This window comes from Shinella sp. R2-11 (assembly GCF_055330205.1).
This window is the reverse complement of sequence record NZ_JBVAPC010000001.1, coordinates 149,874-165,473: the sequence shown is the minus strand read 5'-3', so window position 1 is coordinate 165,473 and position 15,600 is coordinate 149,874. Positions and strand designations below refer to the sequence as shown.

The 15,600-nt window shown below is 68.3% G+C and carries 16 protein-coding genes; 11 read left to right on the top strand and 5 right to left on the bottom strand.

The features are described 5' to 3' along the window. Positions 1-92: 92 nt before the first annotated feature. A complete protein-coding gene (locus ACZ1A1_RS00835) occupies positions 93-707 on the top strand; it encodes a hypothetical protein (protein ID WP_463618351.1) in 615 nt (204 codons plus the stop codon). A gap of 3 nt (positions 708-710) precedes the next feature. Continuing rightward, on the top strand, positions 711-1,196 hold the full coding sequence (locus tag ACZ1A1_RS00830; protein ID WP_463618350.1) for a GNAT family N-acetyltransferase: 486 nt from the start codon (positions 711-713) through the stop codon (positions 1,194-1,196). 7 nt (positions 1,197-1,203) lie between these two features. On the opposite strand, the gene ACZ1A1_RS00825 is transcribed toward ACZ1A1_RS00830, so the two are convergent. Together ACZ1A1_RS00825 and ACZ1A1_RS00820 are read right to left on the bottom strand one after the other, a co-directional pair. Continuing rightward, positions 1,204-1,506 carry a hypothetical protein gene (locus tag ACZ1A1_RS00825; RefSeq protein WP_463618349.1) on the bottom strand — a complete coding sequence of 101 codons (303 nt, stop codon included), beginning with the start codon at positions 1,504-1,506 and terminating at the stop codon, positions 1,204-1,206. Next, the gene (locus tag ACZ1A1_RS00820) at positions 1,506-1,955 is read right to left on the bottom strand and encodes a nucleoside deaminase (protein ID WP_463618347.1); all 450 of its coding nucleotides are present in this window, start codon (positions 1,953-1,955) and stop codon (positions 1,506-1,508) included. The genes ACZ1A1_RS00825 and ACZ1A1_RS00820 overlap by 1 nt, the downstream gene beginning before the upstream one ends. A 70-nt stretch (positions 1,956-2,025) precedes the next feature. Here ACZ1A1_RS00820 and ACZ1A1_RS00815 point away from each other — a divergent pair, with 70 nt between their 5' ends. From ACZ1A1_RS00815 to ACZ1A1_RS00805, 3 genes are read left to right on the top strand one after another with little or no spacing between them, the layout of a single operon-like run. Then, positions 2,026-3,903, top strand: coding sequence for a pseudouridine synthase (locus ACZ1A1_RS00815; RefSeq protein WP_463618346.1), 1,878 nt, complete (start codon positions 2,026-2,028; stop codon positions 3,901-3,903). Between the two features lie 6 nt (positions 3,904-3,909). Beyond that, positions 3,910-4,470: a 16S rRNA (guanine(966)-N(2))-methyltransferase RsmD gene (gene rsmD, locus ACZ1A1_RS00810; protein WP_415212193.1), complete on the top strand. Its 561-nt coding sequence runs from the start codon at positions 3,910-3,912 to the stop codon at positions 4,468-4,470. Positions 4,471-4,511: 41 nt separating this feature from the next. Next, a complete protein-coding gene (locus ACZ1A1_RS00805) occupies positions 4,512-5,381 on the top strand; it encodes a patatin-like phospholipase family protein (protein WP_463618345.1) in 870 nt (289 codons plus the stop codon). On the opposite strand, the gene ACZ1A1_RS00800 is transcribed toward ACZ1A1_RS00805, so the two are convergent. Continuing rightward, positions 5,378-7,180 (bottom strand): monovalent cation:proton antiporter-2 (CPA2) family protein, encoded by a 1,803-nt coding sequence (locus tag ACZ1A1_RS00800; protein ID WP_463618344.1) that lies wholly within the window; start codon positions 7,178-7,180, stop codon positions 5,378-5,380. The two genes, ACZ1A1_RS00805 and ACZ1A1_RS00800, sit on opposite strands and share 4 nt — an antisense overlap. Before the next feature lie 105 nt (positions 7,181-7,285). On the opposite strand from ACZ1A1_RS00800, the gene ACZ1A1_RS00795 reads away from it, so the two are divergent. From ACZ1A1_RS00795 to lpxK, 6 genes are all read left to right on the top strand, one after another. Further along, on the top strand, positions 7,286-8,632 hold the full coding sequence (locus ACZ1A1_RS00795; RefSeq protein ID WP_463618343.1) for a TldD/PmbA family protein: 1,347 nt from the start codon (positions 7,286-7,288) through the stop codon (positions 8,630-8,632). 4 nt (positions 8,633-8,636) lie between these two features. Then, complete coding sequence (locus tag ACZ1A1_RS00790) at positions 8,637-9,443, top strand: 3'(2'),5'-bisphosphate nucleotidase CysQ (RefSeq protein ID WP_463618342.1); 807 nt, start codon at positions 8,637-8,639, stop codon at positions 9,441-9,443. A 59-nt stretch (positions 9,444-9,502) separates the two neighbouring features. After that, positions 9,503-9,739 (top strand): DUF4170 domain-containing protein, encoded by a 237-nt coding sequence (locus ACZ1A1_RS00785; protein WP_313192186.1) that lies wholly within the window; start codon positions 9,503-9,505, stop codon positions 9,737-9,739. 162 nt (positions 9,740-9,901) lie between these two features. Beyond that, positions 9,902-11,218 (top strand): lipid IV(A) 3-deoxy-D-manno-octulosonic acid transferase, encoded by a 1,317-nt coding sequence (waaA, locus tag ACZ1A1_RS00780; protein WP_463618341.1) that lies wholly within the window; start codon positions 9,902-9,904, stop codon positions 11,216-11,218. Positions 11,219-11,229: 11 nt separating this feature from the next. Then, on the top strand, positions 11,230-11,964 hold the full coding sequence (locus ACZ1A1_RS00775) for an HAD family hydrolase (protein ID WP_463618340.1): 735 nt from the start codon (positions 11,230-11,232) through the stop codon (positions 11,962-11,964). 247 nt (positions 11,965-12,211) lie between these two features. Further along, on the top strand, positions 12,212-13,258 hold the full coding sequence (lpxK, locus tag ACZ1A1_RS00770; protein ID WP_463618339.1) for a tetraacyldisaccharide 4'-kinase: 1,047 nt from the start codon (positions 12,212-12,214) through the stop codon (positions 13,256-13,258). A 59-nt stretch (positions 13,259-13,317) separates the two neighbouring features. Here the strand turns inward: lpxK and ACZ1A1_RS00765 are convergent, their stop codons facing one another. Together ACZ1A1_RS00765 and mutL are read right to left on the bottom strand one after the other, a co-directional pair. After that, positions 13,318-13,554: a DUF2093 domain-containing protein gene (locus ACZ1A1_RS00765; protein ID WP_313192190.1), complete on the bottom strand. Its 237-nt coding sequence runs from the start codon at positions 13,552-13,554 to the stop codon at positions 13,318-13,320. Positions 13,555-13,621: 67 nt separating this feature from the next. Beyond that, entirely contained in the window at positions 13,622-15,427 is a 1,806-nt protein-coding gene (gene mutL, locus ACZ1A1_RS00760) for a DNA mismatch repair endonuclease MutL (protein ID WP_463618338.1), read from the bottom strand. Positions 15,428-15,600: the final 173 nt, after the last annotated feature.

Sequence of the window (15,600 nt, the reverse complement as noted above, 5' to 3'; positions counted from 1 at the left end):
GCCTGAAAATGGTCGGATTGTTCCGCCATGGCACGGCGGACGTTTGCCGTGTCACAGGTATTCGGCGTACCGGCTCTGCTGGAAGGGTATTCATGGGAATGACGCGAAATATTCGGGTGCGTACCGGCCTTCTCGGCCTTCTCGGCGGCAGCCTTCTCCTGACCGGCTGCATGGGCCCGACCTATGGCACGGACAAGTCCGCCGGCGAGCAGCTGATGGACGACCTCGGCAACGCCGTCATGATCCAGCCGGACAACAAGGAAGCCAAGAAGATCCGCTACCAGCCGCGCGGCAGCCTCGTCGTGCCGAAGGACAAGATGGCGCTGGCCAATCCGCAGCAGTCGGTGTCCTCCAAGGACAATCCGGAATGGCTGGAGAATCCCGAGGACATGCGCGAGCGCCTGCGGGAAGAAGCGGATGCGAACACCAACAATCCGGGCTACCGCTCGCCGCTCGCTTCCCAGCATTCGAACGCCGACAAGGTCGGCGCCGCATCGCAGACGCAGGCCTATCGCGACGCCCGCCGCCTGCAGCAGGGCGCTTATTCCGACAAGCGCCGCTACCTGAGCGATCCGCCGGTGGAATACCGCAAGCTGCCGGAAGAGGCGCAGGCCGATCTCGGCGAGCCCGAGAAGCAGAAGGAACGCCGCCGCAAGAAGGAGGCCAAGGCCGCCAAGCAGTCGGGTTCCTCCTGGTGGCCCTTCTGACGGATGACCGCCTATCGAATTCGCCCGGCGACCGCGGCTGACGCCGCGATCATCCTGCGCTTCATCCGCGAGCTGGCGGATTATGAAAACGCCCTCGATGAAGTCGCCGCGACGGAAGAGACTGTCGCGGCCTCGCTGTTTGGCGAAGGCTCGGTGAGCTTCGCGGCGATCTGCGAGACCGAGGCGGGCGAGCCGGCCGGCTCCGCCGTCTGGTTCAAGACCTATTCCACCTGGCAGGCGAAGAACGGCCTCTATCTCGAAGACCTGTACGTGACGCCCGCCCATCGCGGCGCCGGCGTCGGCAAGATGCTGCTGCGCCATCTCGCGCGCATCGCCGTCGCGGAGGATTGCGCCCGCTTCGAATGGAGCGTGCTCGACTGGAACGAGCCGGCGATCCGCGTCTACGAGGCGGTCGGCGCTGAGCCGAAGAAGGAATGGGTCCGCTACCGCCTGACGGGCGACAGGCTGAAACGCTTCGCCGAAGGCTGAGAAGCGCTTATCCTCCGCGTCTTGCCAGCAGGAAGAGATGCAGCGCATGCGCGCCGATGAAGGCGGCGCAGAGCGGCAGCATCGCCATGGCCGTCCCGCCGCGGATCGCCACGAGGGCGAGCATGGCGGCGGCAAGGACAGGCGTGAAGGCGAGCGCCGCGTGACGCGGCAGGGACCAGTTCGGCCTTCCGTCCCGTTTCCATTGCATGGTGAGCCGTTCCGCGCCCGGGGCGATGCGCCGCGTGGCAAGGCCGGACATCAGCGCCATGAGGGCAAGGGTGGCGAGGATGAGAGTGGGAACGGGAGGCATCAGGTTTCCCGCCTTTCCTTGAAGAAATCCTTGAGGATATCCGCCGCCGCCGTGCCGCCGATCCCGGAATAGACGTCCGGCGCGTGGTGGCAGGTGGGCTGGGCGAAGAAGCGCACGCCGTTCTCCACCGCGCCGCCCTTCGGGTCTTCCGCGCCATAGTAGAGGCGGCGGATGCGGGCGAAGGAAATGGCGGCGGCGCAGAGCGTGCAGGGCTCCAGCGTCACATAGAGATCGGCGCCGGTCAGCCGCTCCTGCCCGAGCTTTCGGGCAGCCTCGCGGATGACGGCGACCTCGGCATGGGCGGTCACGTCGTTCTCCGCCCGCGTGCGGTTGCCCGCCTGCGCGATAACGGCGCCGTCCAGCACCAGCGCCGCGCCGACCGGCACTTCGCCCCGCGCGCCGGCGGCCCGGGCCTCCTCGAGCGCGATGTCCATGAAGCGATTTGTCATGCGCGGCACGAATTCCTCTTAACCCCGGACGCCTGACCTGATAGGACACGGCAAAACGCAGGCAGCACAAATGACATCCAAAGACAAGCCAAAACGGCCGGGCGCCAAGCCCGCGGGCCGTAATCCCAAGCCGCGTGGCGCCGCATCGGCGGTCGCGGGCAAGACATCCTTTGCCGCCGGCAAGCCGGCTGGCAAGAAACCGGGGGCAAAGCCTTTCGCCGGAAAGTCCGCCCCGCGCGACGACCGGCCGGCCCGCGCGGCAAGGCCCGCGCCGGCCGCCTCCGCCGGTGCCGAGCTCGCGCCCGAGCGCATTTCCAAGCTTCTGGCCCGCGCCGGCGTCGCATCGCGCCGCGACGTCGAGCGGATGATCATGGAAGGCCGCGTCAGCGTGAACGGCACGGTGCTGGACACGCCTGTCGTCAACGTCACCTTCGCCGACCGCATCGAGGTCGACGGCATGCCGGTCCGCGGCATCGAGCGCACGCGCCTCTGGCTCTACCACAAGCCGGCCGGCCTCGTGACGACGAATGCCGATCCGGAAGGCCGCCCGACCGTCTTCGACAATCTTCCCGAAGACCTGCCGCGCGTCATGTCCATCGGCCGCCTCGACATCAACACCGAGGGCCTGTTGCTGCTGACCAATGACGGCGGCCTTGCCCGTATCCTGGAGCTGCCGACGACCGGCTGGCTGCGCCGCTACCGCGTGCGCGCCCACGGCAAGATCGAGCAGGCCGATCTCGACAAGCTGAAGGAAGGCATCGCCGTCGACGGCGTGCTCTACGGCGCCATCGATGCGACGCTCGACAAGGTGCAGGGCTCCAACGTCTGGCTGACGCTGGGCCTGCGCGAAGGCAAGAACCGCGAGGTCAAGAACGTGCTCGGCGCGCTCGGCCTCGACGTGAACCGCCTGATCCGCATTTCCTACGGCCCGTTCCAGCTCGGCGAGCTGCCGGAAGGCCACGCCCAGGAGATCCGCGGCCGCACGCTGCGCGACCAGCTTGGCCCCCGCCTCATCGAGGACGCCAAGGCCAATTTCGATGCGCCGCTCTTCGATCACGTCTCGGAAGACGTGGAGGAGAAGCCCGCGAAGAAGAGCCGTAGCGAAGCGCCCGCCTGGAGCGAGAAGCCGGCCGAGCGCCGCGAGAAGCCCGGCGACCGCCGTGAGAATGCCCGCGCCCGCCTCGACACGAAGCGCGACGACCGCTTTGGCGACAAGCCGCGTGGCGGAGGCCGTGACCGGGACCGCGACGACGACCGCTTCGACAGCAAGCCGAAGCGCGAGCCGGCGACGCGCGCCCGCAAATCCAATGTCTGGATGGCGCCCGGCGCCCGTCCGGTTGCCGAGAAGAAGGCGGAAGGCGCCGAGGGCGTGAAGCGCGAAACGCGCGAGCGTCCCGAAGGCGCGCCCAAGGGCAAGCGCTATGGCCGCTCGGCCGACGGCACGCCGACCCGTTCGGCGAAGAAGTTCGATCCGGAACGCAAGGGCCCAGCCCGCGGCCGCCCCGGCGACGACCGGGTGGAAAAGCCGCGTATCCTGAAGACCCGCGACGAGGACGGCGAGTGGATCCGCGCCTCCGAGCCGGAAGCCCGCGACGAGGGCGGGCGCGGCGGCTTCGGCCGCAAGCGCTCCGGTGCCGGCGACGAACGCGCTCCGCGCGGTTTCGGTGATCGCCCGCAGCGTGGCGACCGTCCCTTCGGCGAGCGCAAGCCGCGCGCGGAAGGCGAGCGCTCCTTCGGCGACCGTCCGGCCCGCGGCGACCGCAAGCCCCGCGCAGAGGGCGAGCGGTCCTTCTCGGATCGTCCGCCGCGCCGTGACGGCGGCAAGCCTTTCGGTGGAAAACCCGGCGGCAAGTCCTTCGGCGGCAAGCCGGGCGGACGCCCGGCCGGTGGCAAGCCCGGTGGTGGCCGTCCAGCGGGCGGTGGCCGACCGCGCGGCAAGGGGAAGTAACGCATCGTGCGGATCGTCGGCGGAGAGTTTCGCGGCCGTTCGCTCGCAACGCCGAAGTCGGACGATATCCGCCCGACGACGGACCGCACGCGCGAGAGCCTGTTCAACATCCTGTCGCATGCCTATCCCGAGGCGCTCGACGGTACGCGCGTGCTCGATCTCTTCGCGGGCACCGGCGCCGTCGGCCTCGAAGCGCTGTCGCGCGGCGCGCGGGCGGCGCTCTTCGTCGAGCAGGGCGTCGAGGGCAGGGGGCTTCTCCATTCCAATATCGAGGCGTTGGGCGTGATCGGCCGCGCCAAGATCTTCCGGCGGGACGCGACGGCACTCGGCGGCATCGGCACGATGGAGCCGTTTCATGTCCTCTTCGCCGATCCGCCCTATGCCAGGGGCCTCGGCGAACGCGCGCTCGATGCCGCCCGTCGCGGCGGCTGGCTGGTCGACGGCGCCCTTGCGATCCTGGAAGAGCGCGCCGATATTCAGCCTGCCGCGGTCGATGGTTTCGAACTCCTGGAGGTTCGCACCTTCGGCGACACGCGCATGCATTTCTATCGCTACCGCGCCGGCTGACGTTCGGGCCCGCGGCGGCCTGCGCAGCAAAGGGATGAGCGATGACCGATGCCCTCGTTTCCGCTGAAAGCACCGGGGCCTCCGGCCCGACGGTCGCCATCGCGCTCGGCGGCGGCGGGGCGCGGGGCCTTGCCCATATCCATGTCATCGAGGTGCTCGACGAGCTCGGCATCCGCCCGGTGCTGATCGCCGGCGTCTCCATCGGCGCCATCATGGGCGCGGCGATGGCGGCCGGCATGACGGGCCGGGAGATCCGCGCGCACACGCTCGCCACCATCGGCCGCCCGGGCCAGATCATGAACCGGCTGTGGAGCCTGCGCCCGGCGGGCTTTTCGCAAATGGTCGCCGGCGGCTTCCGCGTCGGGCAATTCAACCTGGAGCGCGTCCTCAAGGCCTTCCTGCCGGAGCGCTTGCCGGAGACCTTCGAGGAACTGCCGATCCCGCTGAAGATCATCGCGTCGGATTATTACGCCCAGTGCGAATGCGTCTGCGACAGCGGGCCCCTGCTGCCGGCCATCGCCGCCTCCGCCGCCCTGCCGGCGGTCTTCCGGCCGGTGGTGCTGAACGGCCGCGTCATGATCGACGGCGGCCTCTGGAACCCGGTGCCCTTCGATCATCTCGCCGGCAAGGCGGATATCACCATCGGCGTCGACGTCGTCGGCAAGCCGCCCGCCGGGACGGCGGAGGTGCCGAACAGTATCGACAGCCTCTACGGCGCCACCCAGCTCACCATGCGCTCCATCGTCACGCTCAAGCTGGAAAAGGCCGCGCCGGACATCTTCCTCCAGCCGGACGTCGGCCGCTTCCGCGTGCTCGATTTCGCCAAGGCCGAGGAAGTCCTCGCTGCCTCAGCCGGCATCCGGGATGAATTGAAGCGCGTGCTGGACGCGCGGCTTTCCGCCATCGGCTAGGCCGCGTTCTCCTCTTCCTCCTCGTCGGCCTCCGCCTGCGTCTTCTTCTTCGGCTTGACCAGCGGCTCGGGCTTCACCGGCTTGGAATGCAGCATGTGCCGACCCGCGGCGATACCCTCGGCGGCCTGCAGCTCCAGCCGCGCCACGTCGCGGCGGCGGATGTCGTCGCTGATCGCCACGGCGTCGTCCGGCTCGACGCCGAGCTCCTCCAGCGTTTCCCGGCCGAAGACGAGGGCGGATTCGAAGGTCTCGCGCACGTCGTGCTGCACGCCCTTGGCCCTCAGCGCCAGGGTATGGATGCGGTCGTAGGAGCGCACGAAGAGCGTGGCATTGGGATATTCCGACTGGACGAGATCGACGATGCGGTCGGTCGCGCCCTTGCCCTGGGTGCAGATGGCGACGATCTTGGCGCGCTCGATGCCGGCCGCGCGCAGCACGTCCTTGCGCGTGCCATCGCCGAAATAGATGCGGAAGCCGAAGCTCGCCGCCTGCCGCACGCGATCCGTCGAATGGTCGATGACCGTGACCTCGCGTCCGCCGGCCAGCAGGATCTGCGCGGCGATCTGGCCGAAGCGGGAAAAGCCGATCATCAGCACGTCGGCGCCGGCCCCCTCGAAATCCTCCTCGATCTCCTCTTCCAGGTCCTCGACGAGCAGGAAGCGCGAGAGCGCGGCGGCAATCGGCGTCAGGGCCATGGAGATGGTGACGACGGCGATCAGCAGCGAGGCGAGCCCGTCGGAGAAGATGCCGCCGGCCGCCGCGGCCGTGAACAGCACGAAGCCGAATTCGCCGCCCTGCGGCAGCACGAGCGCGATGCGCACCGCATCGTTGTGCGGCGAGCCGGTGAAGCGGCAGAGGCCGTAGATGACGAGACTCTTGACCAGCATGACGGCGGGCGTCGCGATCAGGATCGTCAGCCAGCTCGAGAAGATGACGTCGAGATGCAGCGACAGGCCGACGGCCATGAAGAACAGGCCGAGCAGGATACCGCGGAAAGGCTCGACATCCGCCTGCAGCTCGTGCCGGTAGGAGGAATCGGCAAGCAGCACGCCGGCGAGGAACGCGCCCATGGCCATGGAAAGCCCGGCCATCTGCAAGAGCATGGCGGCGGCCAGTACCACGAAGAGCGCCGCGGCGATCATCGCCTCGCGCGCCCCGGTTCGGGCGATGACCTGGAACAGCGGGTTGAGCAGATACCGGCCGGCCACCAGCAGCGCCGCGATGGCGGCGACGGCGATGCTGAAATCCTCGAAGGCGCTGGTCGTGTCCTCGGGCCGCTGCTCGGCGAGCAGCGGGATCAGCGCCAGGAGCGGCACGATGGCAAGGTCCTGCAGCAGCAGCATGGAAAAGGCACGCTGGCCGTAGCGCGTGTTGATGTCGCCCCGCTCGTCGAGGATCTGCATGGCGAAGGCCGTCGAGGAGAGCGCAAGGCCGAAGCCGATGATCAGCGCGCCGTCCCATTCCTCCAGCCCGAAGGCGAGCGTCAGCCCGGCAAGCGCAAGGCCGGTGACGGCGACCTGCGCGATGCCGAGGCCGAAGATGTCGCGCCGCATCGCCCAGAGCCGCGAGGGCTTCAGTTCCAGCCCGATGAGGAAGAGCAGGAAGACCACGCCGAGCTCGGCGACGCCCAGCAATTCCTCTCCGTCGCGGATCTGGTGCAGGATCGGCCCGATCACCACGCCGGCGGCGAGATAGCCGAGAATGGTGCCGAGCCCCAGTCGCTTGAAGATCGGCGCGGCAAGCAGCGCCCCGCCGAGCATCATCAGGACCTCGTTATACGGGCTGTGGGTATAGGACATGCGGATGCTTTCTCTTCGGAGCCGGTCGCGGGGGCAAAAAAGGAGGGTGGCCCTTGATGCCCGTATCGGCGCACAATAAATGGGGCAGCAAAGAAAGGCCAAGTCATGTCAGAGACGATCGATTCCGCAAGCCTTCTCGCGCGCGCCGGCGAACTCATCGACCGCGCCATACAGGCGGGGGCGGATGCGGCCGATGCCGTCGTCGTCCGTGGCCGCTCCTCCTCGGTCAGCGTGCGCCTCGGCAAGGTCGAGGGCACGGAAGCCTCCGAGAGCGACGATTTCTCGCTGCGCGTCTTCGTCGGCAAGCGCGTCGCCAGCGTCTCGGCCAATCCCGGCTTCGACCTGAAGGTGCTTGCCGAGCGCGCGGTCGCCATGGCGAAGGCCTCGCCGGAAGACCCCTTCGCCTCGCTCGCCGACGAGGCGGACCTTGCGAAAGACTGGCCGGACCTCGAGCTCTACGACCCGACCGAAGTCTCCGCCGACCAGCTCACGGAAGCCGCTCTTGCCGCGGAAGCCGCGGCGCTTGCCGTTTCCGGCATCACCAATTCCGGCGGGGCCGGCGCTTCGGCCGGCATGGGCGGGCTCGTCCTTGCCACCTCGCATGGTTTTTCCGGCGCCTACAGCGCCAGTCGCTTCGGCCGCTCCGTCAGCGTGATCGCGGGCGAGGGTACGAAGATGGAGCGCGACTACGACTTCGATTCGAGCCTCTATTTCGCCGAGCTGAGGGATGCCGGGGAGATCGGCCGTGAGGCCGCCGCCCGCGCCGTCCGCCGGCTCAATCCGCGCCAGGTGCCGACGGCGAAGAACGTCACCGTCGTCTACGATCCGCGCGTTTCGCGCGGCATCGCCGGCCATATCGCCGGGGCGATCAACGGCGCGGCCGTCGCCCGCAAGACCAGCTTCCTGCGCGACCGCATGGGCAAGCAGGTGCTGAAGGCAGGGCTTTCCGTCACCGACGATCCGCTCATCGTGCGCGGCCCCTCCTCGCGCCCCTTCGATGGCGAGGGCGTCACCGGCCGTCGCCTCGCCATGATCGAGGACGGCGTGCTGCAGCACTGGTTCCTGTCGACCTCCACCGCCCGCGAGCTCGGCCTCCACACCAATGGCCGCGGCGTGCGCGGCGGCACCTCGGTCAGCCCCGCCTCGACCAACCTCGCGCTGGAGCCCGGCGAAATCGCGCCGGAGGACCTCATCCGCTCCGTCGGCACCGGCCTCTACGTCACCGAACTGATCGGCCAGGGCGTCAACATGGTGACGGGCGAATACAGCCGCGGCGCCTCCGGCTACTGGATCGAGAACGGCGAGCTGACCTTTCCGGTCTCCGAGGTCACCATCGCCTCCAACCTTGCCGACATGTTCCTGCGCATCACGCCGGCGAATGACATCGACCGCAGCTTCGGCGTCGCCGCGCCGACGCTTGCCATCGACGGCATGACGCTTGCCGGAAAGTAGGACCATGCCCAGCCCCGCCGACGCCTGGAGCGCAGATCTCGATCTTCTGGTCGGGGCTGCCCGGCTTGCGGGCGCAAGGGCGCTGGATTTCTTCCGCAAGGGGCCGGATGTCTGGTGGAAGAACGAGGGCCGCTCGCCGGTGAGCGCGGCGGATTTCGCGGCCAACGACATCCTCAAGAAGGAACTGCTCTCTGCCCGGCCGAACTACGGCTGGCTCTCGGAGGAGACGGACGACGATGCCGGCCGGCTCGATTGCGAGACGGTCTTCGTCATCGACCCCATCGACGGCACGCGCGCCTTCATCGCCGGCAAGGACATCTGGTGCGTCAGCGCCGCCGTCGTGCATCATGGCCGGCCGGTGGCGGGCGTGCTCTTCGCCCCCTCGCTCGGCGAGGTCTTCACCGCCGCGGCGGACGGCCCGGCGCTGAAGAACGGCAGCCCCATCGCGGCGAGCGAGCCGGATGCGGCGCGCCCCACCCGCATGGCGGCGCCGGAGGACATGGCAGAGGGTGTCGACCGGCACATGATCGGCGGCGTCCACCGCATCTCGCATGTGCCCTCGCTCGCCTATCGCCTCGCCATGGTGGCGGACGGGCGCATCGACGGAACGCTGGTCAAGCGCAATGCGCACGACTGGGATCTGGCGGCCGCCGATCTCATCCTTTCGCGCGCCGGCGGCGGCCTCGTGACGCTCGACGGCGCGCCGCTTTCCTACAACCGCCCGACCGTCAGCCACGAGACGCTGGCGGCGGCGGGTGCCGCCCGGCTTTCCGGGCTCGTCGATGCCGCGCGGCACCTCGCCGGCCATTGACCTTTCTTTCGGAATACCGCAAACCGTCTGCCGAAATCGGCATAAAAAAAGAGAGAAACATGACCGAATCGATCGAACCGAAACAGCTCCTTCATCTCGTGTTTGGCGGCGAGCTGAAGACCCTCACCGAAGTCCAGTTCCGCGATCTCGAGACGCTCGACATCGTCGGCATCTTCCCGGATTATGCGACCGCGCTGACAGCCTGGAAGGCCAAGGCCCAGCAGACCGTCGACAATGCGCATATGCGCTATTTCATCGTGCACATGCACCGCCTTCTCGACCCGCAGAAGGGCTGAACCGCATTTGCGACACCACCCCGCGCGGCCTTGCCGCGCCGGGCAGAAAGACTGGTCCTTCATGATCTTCGAGAGCCGGCAAGCCGCCAGAGAAAACCCAGCAGACATGCATGGCGGCCCTGTGCCTGCAGTTGCGGCAGGACAGACGAAGGCGTGCCGCCCATGAGCACACGGCTCGCCCGCGCCGCGCTTTCGCTTTACCGCTGGGGCGGCGTCGCGCTCTATCCGGTCATCGGCCCCTATCTCGCGCTGCGCGCGGCCAAGGGCAAGGAGGAACGCTCGCGCCGCAAGGAGCGCTATGGCGCCGCCAGCGTCGCGCGGCCGGAAGGCCCTCTCGTCTGGTTCCATGCCGCCAGCGTCGGCGAGACCAATGCGATCCTGCCGCTGATCAAGGAAGTGCGCCGCCGCGGCATCGCCGTGCTGCTCACCACCGGCACCGTCACCTCCGCCAAGGTCGTGCAGGACCGCCTCGGCAGCGAGGTCATCCATCAATATGTGCCGCTCGACCTCAAGCCGGCCGTCAGCCGCTTCCTCGAATACTGGCATCCAGACCTTGCCATCATGGCGGAGTCGGAAATCTGGCCGATGACCATTCTGGAGCTCGGCGCACGCCATATCCCGCAGGTCCTGGTGAACGGCCGCATCTCCGACCGTTCCTTCCCGCGCTGGAAGCGCCGGCATGCCCTTGCCGACGCGCTCTTCGAGAATTTCGCGCTGGTGATCGCCCAGTCGGAGACGGATGCGGAGCGTTTCCGCACGCTCGGGGCCTTGCCGGTGCTCGTTTCCGGCAATCTCAAGGTCGACACGGATGCGCCGCCCGTCGATCCGCCGGTGCTGAAAGCCTATCTCGGCCAGATCGCGGGCCGCCGCACCTGGGCGGCGATCTCGACCTTCGAGGGCGAGGAGGCGGCTGCCGGCAATGTGCACCGTGCCCTCAAGGAGCGCACGCCCGGCCTTCTCACCATCATCGTGCCGCGCCATCCCGAGCGGAGCGACGCCGTCGCGGACATGCTGGCGGCACGCGGCCTCAAGGTCGTCCGCCGCACTTCCGGCGAGCCGCTGACGCCCGATACCGACATCTTCCTCGGCGATACGATCGGCGAGATGGGCCTTTATCTGCGCATGACCGAGATCGCCTTCGTCGGCCGCTCGCTCTTTGCCGAGGGCGGGCAGAACCCGCTGGAGCCCGCCATGCTCGGCTGCGCGATCCTTTCGGGCGGCAACGTGCAGAACTTCCGCGAGGCCTACCAGCAGCTCGCCCGCAACGGCAGCGCCAAGATGGTGCGCGACATCGAGATGCTGGCCAAGGGCGTGCATTATCTCCTCGCCAACGACGAGACGCGCCGGCAGATGATCAATGCCGGACAGGAGACCGTGCAGGAGATGCGCGGGGCGCTGCGCGCCACGATCAAGGGGCTGGAGCCCTATATCAATCCGCTCACCGTGAAGGCGCGGCTGCATCCGCGCCAGACCTCCTGAAAGGACAGGGCATGACCAAGGCGGCGACCATTTCCGGCATCCTCTTCGACAAGGACGGCACGCTGCTCGATTATGCCAGGAGCTGGATCCCGGTGAACTACGAGCTGGCCCGCATCGCCGCCGGCGGGGACGAGGCGCTTGCCCGCAGGCTGCTCGTGGCGGGCGGCATGGATCCCGACACGGGCTATGTGACGCCGGACAGCCTGCTCGCCGCCGGCAATACGGTGGAGATCGCCGAGGGCTTGGTCGCCGCCGGCGCGCCCTTCACGGTGGAAGGCCTTGCCACGCATTTCGACGGCCTCTTCGCCAATTCCGCCGCGCTTGCGGTCGCCGTCACTGACCTTGCCGCCTTCTTCGCCACCATGCATGCCCGCGGCTATTGGCTCGGCGTCGCCTCCAGCGACAACGAGGCTTCCATCCGCGCGACGGCGAAACGCTTCGGTTTCGACGGCTACCTGCATTATGTCGCCGGCTACGACAGTGGCTTCGGCACGAAGCCGGAGCCCGGCATGGTGCTCGGCTTCTGCGAGGCCACCGGCCTCGAGCCGCACCAGATCGCCGTCGTCGGCGACAACAACCACGACCTCCACATGGGCCGCAATGCCGGCGCCGGCCTCACCGTCGCGGTGCTGACGGGAACCGGCTCGCGGGAATCGCTGTCCGCGGCGTCCGACTATTGCCTCAACGACATCACCGAACTCCTGCCGCTGCTGCCCAAGGCGGCGGTGGCGCGCCCGGCGGCGTGAGCCGTATGCCGGGATGAAGTCCCCCCTCTGTCCTGCCGGGCATCTCCCCCACAAGGGGGGAGAAAGATGGAGGCTTGCTCATCGTTCAAAATGGAATGCAGAGTGCGTGGCACAGTAAGCCCCTCCCCCTTATGGGGAGGGGTTGGGGAGGGGTCTTCCCGCAGATTGCAGAACCTCTGAGTTGATTTTCCATAAGTTTTCACATTTCTTGGCGTTGGATTGGGCAGGAACCCCCACGGGAGAAGACATGGTAACCGAAGCGCCGCCTTTCTGGTGGACGAAGCCGGACTGGCGCGCCTATGCGCTCTGGCCGGTCTCGCGCCTCTATGGGCTGATTGCCGGCTGGCGCATGCGCAAGGGTCGCCGGGCCGAAGTGCCGGTGCCCGTCATCTGCGTCGGCAACTTCACGGTGGGCGGCGCCGGCAAGACGCCGACGGCCATCGCGCTCGCCCGTGCCGCCAAGGCGCGGGGCCTTCGGCCCGGCTTCCTCTCCCGCGGCTATGGCGGCTCGCTGGACGTCACGACCGTTGTCGATCTCAACCACCACCGCGCCCGCGCGGTCGGTGACGAGCCGCTGCTGCTCGCCCGCGAGGCGCTGACCGTCATCTCGCGCAAGCGGGTGAAGGGCGCGCGCAAGCTGGTGGAGGAGGGGGCCGACATCATCATCATGGACGATGGTTTCCAGAGCGCGCGCCTCGCCTTCGATTATGCGCTGCTGGTCATCGACACGCGCCGCGGCATCGGCAACGGCCATCTCGTGCCGGGCGGGCCGGTGCGCGCGCCGTTGGCCGAGCAGATGCGCCAGGCGAGCGCGCTTCTGGCGATCGGCGACGGCGATGCGGCCGACCGGCTGATCCGCCAGGCGGCGCGGGCCGGCAAGGCCGTCCATCCCGCAACGCTCGTCACCGTGGGCGCGGAGGACCTGAAGGACGAGGTCGTCATGGCCTGGTCCGGCATTGCCGACAACGAGAAGTTCCACCGCACGGTGAACGAGACGGGCGCGCATCTCTATGTCTCCCGCGGCTTCCCGGATCACCACCATCTCACCGACGACGAGGTGGCGGAAATCCTCGACCATGCCGAAGGGCTCGGCTACCAGCTGGTGACGACGGCCAAGGACAGCGTGCGACTCGCCGGTGGCCATGGCCGTTCGGAGGAACTGAGGAAAAAGAGCCGCGTGATCGAGGTGGAAATCCGCTTCGACGACCCGAAGGGGCCGGATGCGATCATCGACGCGGCGATCGCCAATGCCCGGCGGCGCAAGTTGCAGCGGCTGGCGGTGGCGAAGGCCTAGCTTTTTGTTTTAACCGCATTGTCCGATGCCGAAGTGATCCCGCTTCGGCCGGAAATATTCTAGCGCTTCTGGTTGGGCAGCACGCCCGCGCGCTTTTCCGCGTCGAGCGAGGCCGCGCAGCTCACATAGGCTTCCTGCCGTGCGACGCTCCAGTAGCGGAGCTCGTCGACCGGCACGGCCTCGCCGGTCATCGCGCAGGTGACGTGCGAGCCCGGCATCAGGATCTGGAAATCGCCGTCGAGATAACGGATCTTCGCTTCACGGCTGCCGCCGCGGCCTTCCAAACGGTTCATCATCGATTTCAGTATCCGTATCATCCGATGCCGATGCAATATCGCGCCGGCCGTCAAATTTCCAGCTTTTTCAACTGCGGCCGAACAGCCGCTCGATGTCGGAAAGCTTCAGCTCGATATAGGTCGGCCGGCCGTGGTTGCACTGGCCGGAGCCGGGCGTCGCCTCCATCTGGCGCAGGAGCGCGTTCATCTCCTCGGGCCGCATGCGCCGGCCCGAGCGGACGGAGCCGTGGCAGGCCATGGTCGCGGCGAGATATTCGAGCCTGGCCTTGAGGCCGCTCGCCGTGTCCCATTCGGCAAGCTCGTCGGCGAGCTGGCGGATAAGGCCGGCCGCGTCCATCTCGCCGAGCATGGCCGGCGTCTCGCGCACCGCGACCGCGCCGGGGCCGAAGCGCTCGATGCCGAGGCCGAGCCTTGCGAATTCCTCGGCGTGGGAGACGAGCCGGTCGCAGTCGTCTTCCGGCAGGTCGACGATCTCGGGAATGAGGAGGGCTTGCGCCGGCACGGGCCGGGCATGCAGTGCCTCGCGCATCGCCTCGAAGACGAGCCGTTCATGCGCGGCATGCTGGTCGACGATGACGAGGCCGTCCTCGGTCTGCGCCACGATGTAGTTCTCGTGCAGCTGCGCCCGTGCCGCGCCGAGCGGATGGCGCTGCGGCGGCTCCTTCTCGCGGATGGAGGGGGAGGGCGCGAAGGCGGGCTCGCCGCGCGCCGAGGGCGCCGCGAATTCCGCAAAGCCCGCCTGATGCTCGCGGAAAGCCGTCGGCGAGGCCATGGCGCTCTCGAAGGGCCGGTAGGGCGAGGCGGAAGGCGTCCATGCGGCAGCGGGCCGCGCTGTCTCCGGCCGGAAGGCGCGCATCAGGCCGCTTGCGCCGGTCGTCGAGGCGCGGTCGCCCTCGCGGGCGAGCGCCTCGCGGATCGCGCCGATGATGAGGCCGCGCACGAGGCCGGGATCGCGGAAGCGCACATCCGACTTTGCCGGATGCACGTTGACGTCGACCAGCGCCGGATCGATGTCGATGGCAAGCACCGCGACGGGATAGCGTCCGTGCGGGATGGTCTCGGCATAGGCGGCGCGCAACGCCGACCAGATCAACTTGTCCTGCACCGGCCTTCCGTTGACGAAGGCGAACTGGTTGAGGCTGTTGCCGCGGTTGAAGGTCGGCACGCCGGCAAAGCCGGTGAGCCGCACGCCCTCGCGCTCCGCATCGATCTCGATGGCATTGTCGCGGAAATCGCGGCCGAGCACCTGCGCGATGCGGGCGAGCCGGTCCGTGCCGGTCGCGGGAAATTCCAGCGTCGTGCGGTCGGCGCCGGAGAGCACGAAGCGCACATGCGGAAAGGCGATGGCCATGCGGCGCACGACATCGGAAATGGCCGAGGCCTCCGCCTTCTCGCTCTTGAGGAACTTGAGGCGGGCGGGCGTGGCGAAGAAGAGGTCGCGTACCTCGACGACGGTGCCGCGGTTGGCGGCCGCCGGGCGTACCGGCTCCACCCTGCCGCCCGTCACGCTGATCTCGGCCCCTTCGCCGGCCTCCGCCGTGCGGCTGAGCAGCGACAGCTTCGCGACCGAGCCGATGGAGGGCAGCGCCTCGCCGCGAAAGCCGAGCGTGCGGATGTCGAGAAGGTCGGTATCGAGCTTGGAGGTGCAGTGCCGGCGGATCGCCATCTCCAAGTCGGCGGGCGCCATCCCGCTGCCGTTGTCGGTGACGCGCAGCAGCGTCTTGCCGCCGCCGGCCGTGGCGATCTCGATGCGGGTGGCGCCGGCGTCCAGCGCGTTCTCGATCAGCTCCTTGGCGGCGCTTGCCGGCCGTTCGATCACTTCGCCGGCCGCGATCTGGTTGATGAGGGTTTCGGAAAGCTGCCTGATGGTCATGGCGCCATTTTCGCGGATTCGCCCGCCGCCCGCCAGTGGGTGCGACGGCTTATCCCGGCTCTTGGGCGCCGGCCGGTTTAATCAGGCTTTAATAAAATGCTGCGAACGTGCCGTTGCGCTTGTATGAGCACAAGCCGGCCGGGTTCTCCGGTGGACGATTGCAGCGTCGCTGG

What these genes read in the sequence shown, in the direction of transcription:
- ACZ1A1_RS00835 (WP_463618351.1), top strand. Translation starts at nt 93, where the DNA reads ATGGGAATGACGCGAAATATTCGGGTGCGTACCGGCCTTCTCGGCCTT.
- ACZ1A1_RS00830 (WP_463618350.1), top strand. Translation starts at nt 711, where the DNA reads ATGACCGCCTATCGAATTCGCCCGGCGACCGCGGCTGACGCCGCGATC.
- ACZ1A1_RS00825 (WP_463618349.1), bottom strand. Translation starts at nt 1,506, where the DNA reads ATGCCTCCCGTTCCCACTCTCATCCTCGCCACCCTTGCCCTCATGGCG.
- ACZ1A1_RS00820 (WP_463618347.1), bottom strand. Translation starts at nt 1,955, where the DNA reads ATGACAAATCGCTTCATGGACATCGCGCTCGAGGAGGCCCGGGCCGCC.
- ACZ1A1_RS00815 (WP_463618346.1), top strand. Translation starts at nt 2,026, where the DNA reads ATGACATCCAAAGACAAGCCAAAACGGCCGGGCGCCAAGCCCGCGGGC.
- ACZ1A1_RS00805 (WP_463618345.1), top strand. Translation starts at nt 4,512, where the DNA reads ATGACCGATGCCCTCGTTTCCGCTGAAAGCACCGGGGCCTCCGGCCCG.
- ACZ1A1_RS00800 (WP_463618344.1), bottom strand. Translation starts at nt 7,180, where the DNA reads ATGTCCTATACCCACAGCCCGTATAACGAGGTCCTGATGATGCTCGGC.
- ACZ1A1_RS00795 (WP_463618343.1), top strand. Translation starts at nt 7,286, where the DNA reads ATGTCAGAGACGATCGATTCCGCAAGCCTTCTCGCGCGCGCCGGCGAA.
- ACZ1A1_RS00790 (WP_463618342.1), top strand. Translation starts at nt 8,637, where the DNA reads ATGCCCAGCCCCGCCGACGCCTGGAGCGCAGATCTCGATCTTCTGGTC.
- ACZ1A1_RS00785 (WP_313192186.1), top strand. Translation starts at nt 9,503, where the DNA reads ATGACCGAATCGATCGAACCGAAACAGCTCCTTCATCTCGTGTTTGGC.
- waaA (WP_463618341.1), top strand. Translation starts at nt 9,902, where the DNA reads ATGAGCACACGGCTCGCCCGCGCCGCGCTTTCGCTTTACCGCTGGGGC.
- ACZ1A1_RS00775 (WP_463618340.1), top strand. Translation starts at nt 11,230, where the DNA reads ATGACCAAGGCGGCGACCATTTCCGGCATCCTCTTCGACAAGGACGGC.
- lpxK (WP_463618339.1), top strand. Translation starts at nt 12,212, where the DNA reads ATGGTAACCGAAGCGCCGCCTTTCTGGTGGACGAAGCCGGACTGGCGC.
- ACZ1A1_RS00765 (WP_313192190.1), bottom strand. Translation starts at nt 13,554, where the DNA reads ATGATGAACCGTTTGGAAGGCCGCGGCGGCAGCCGTGAAGCGAAGATC.
- mutL (WP_463618338.1), bottom strand. Translation starts at nt 15,427, where the DNA reads ATGACCATCAGGCAGCTTTCCGAAACCCTCATCAACCAGATCGCGGCC.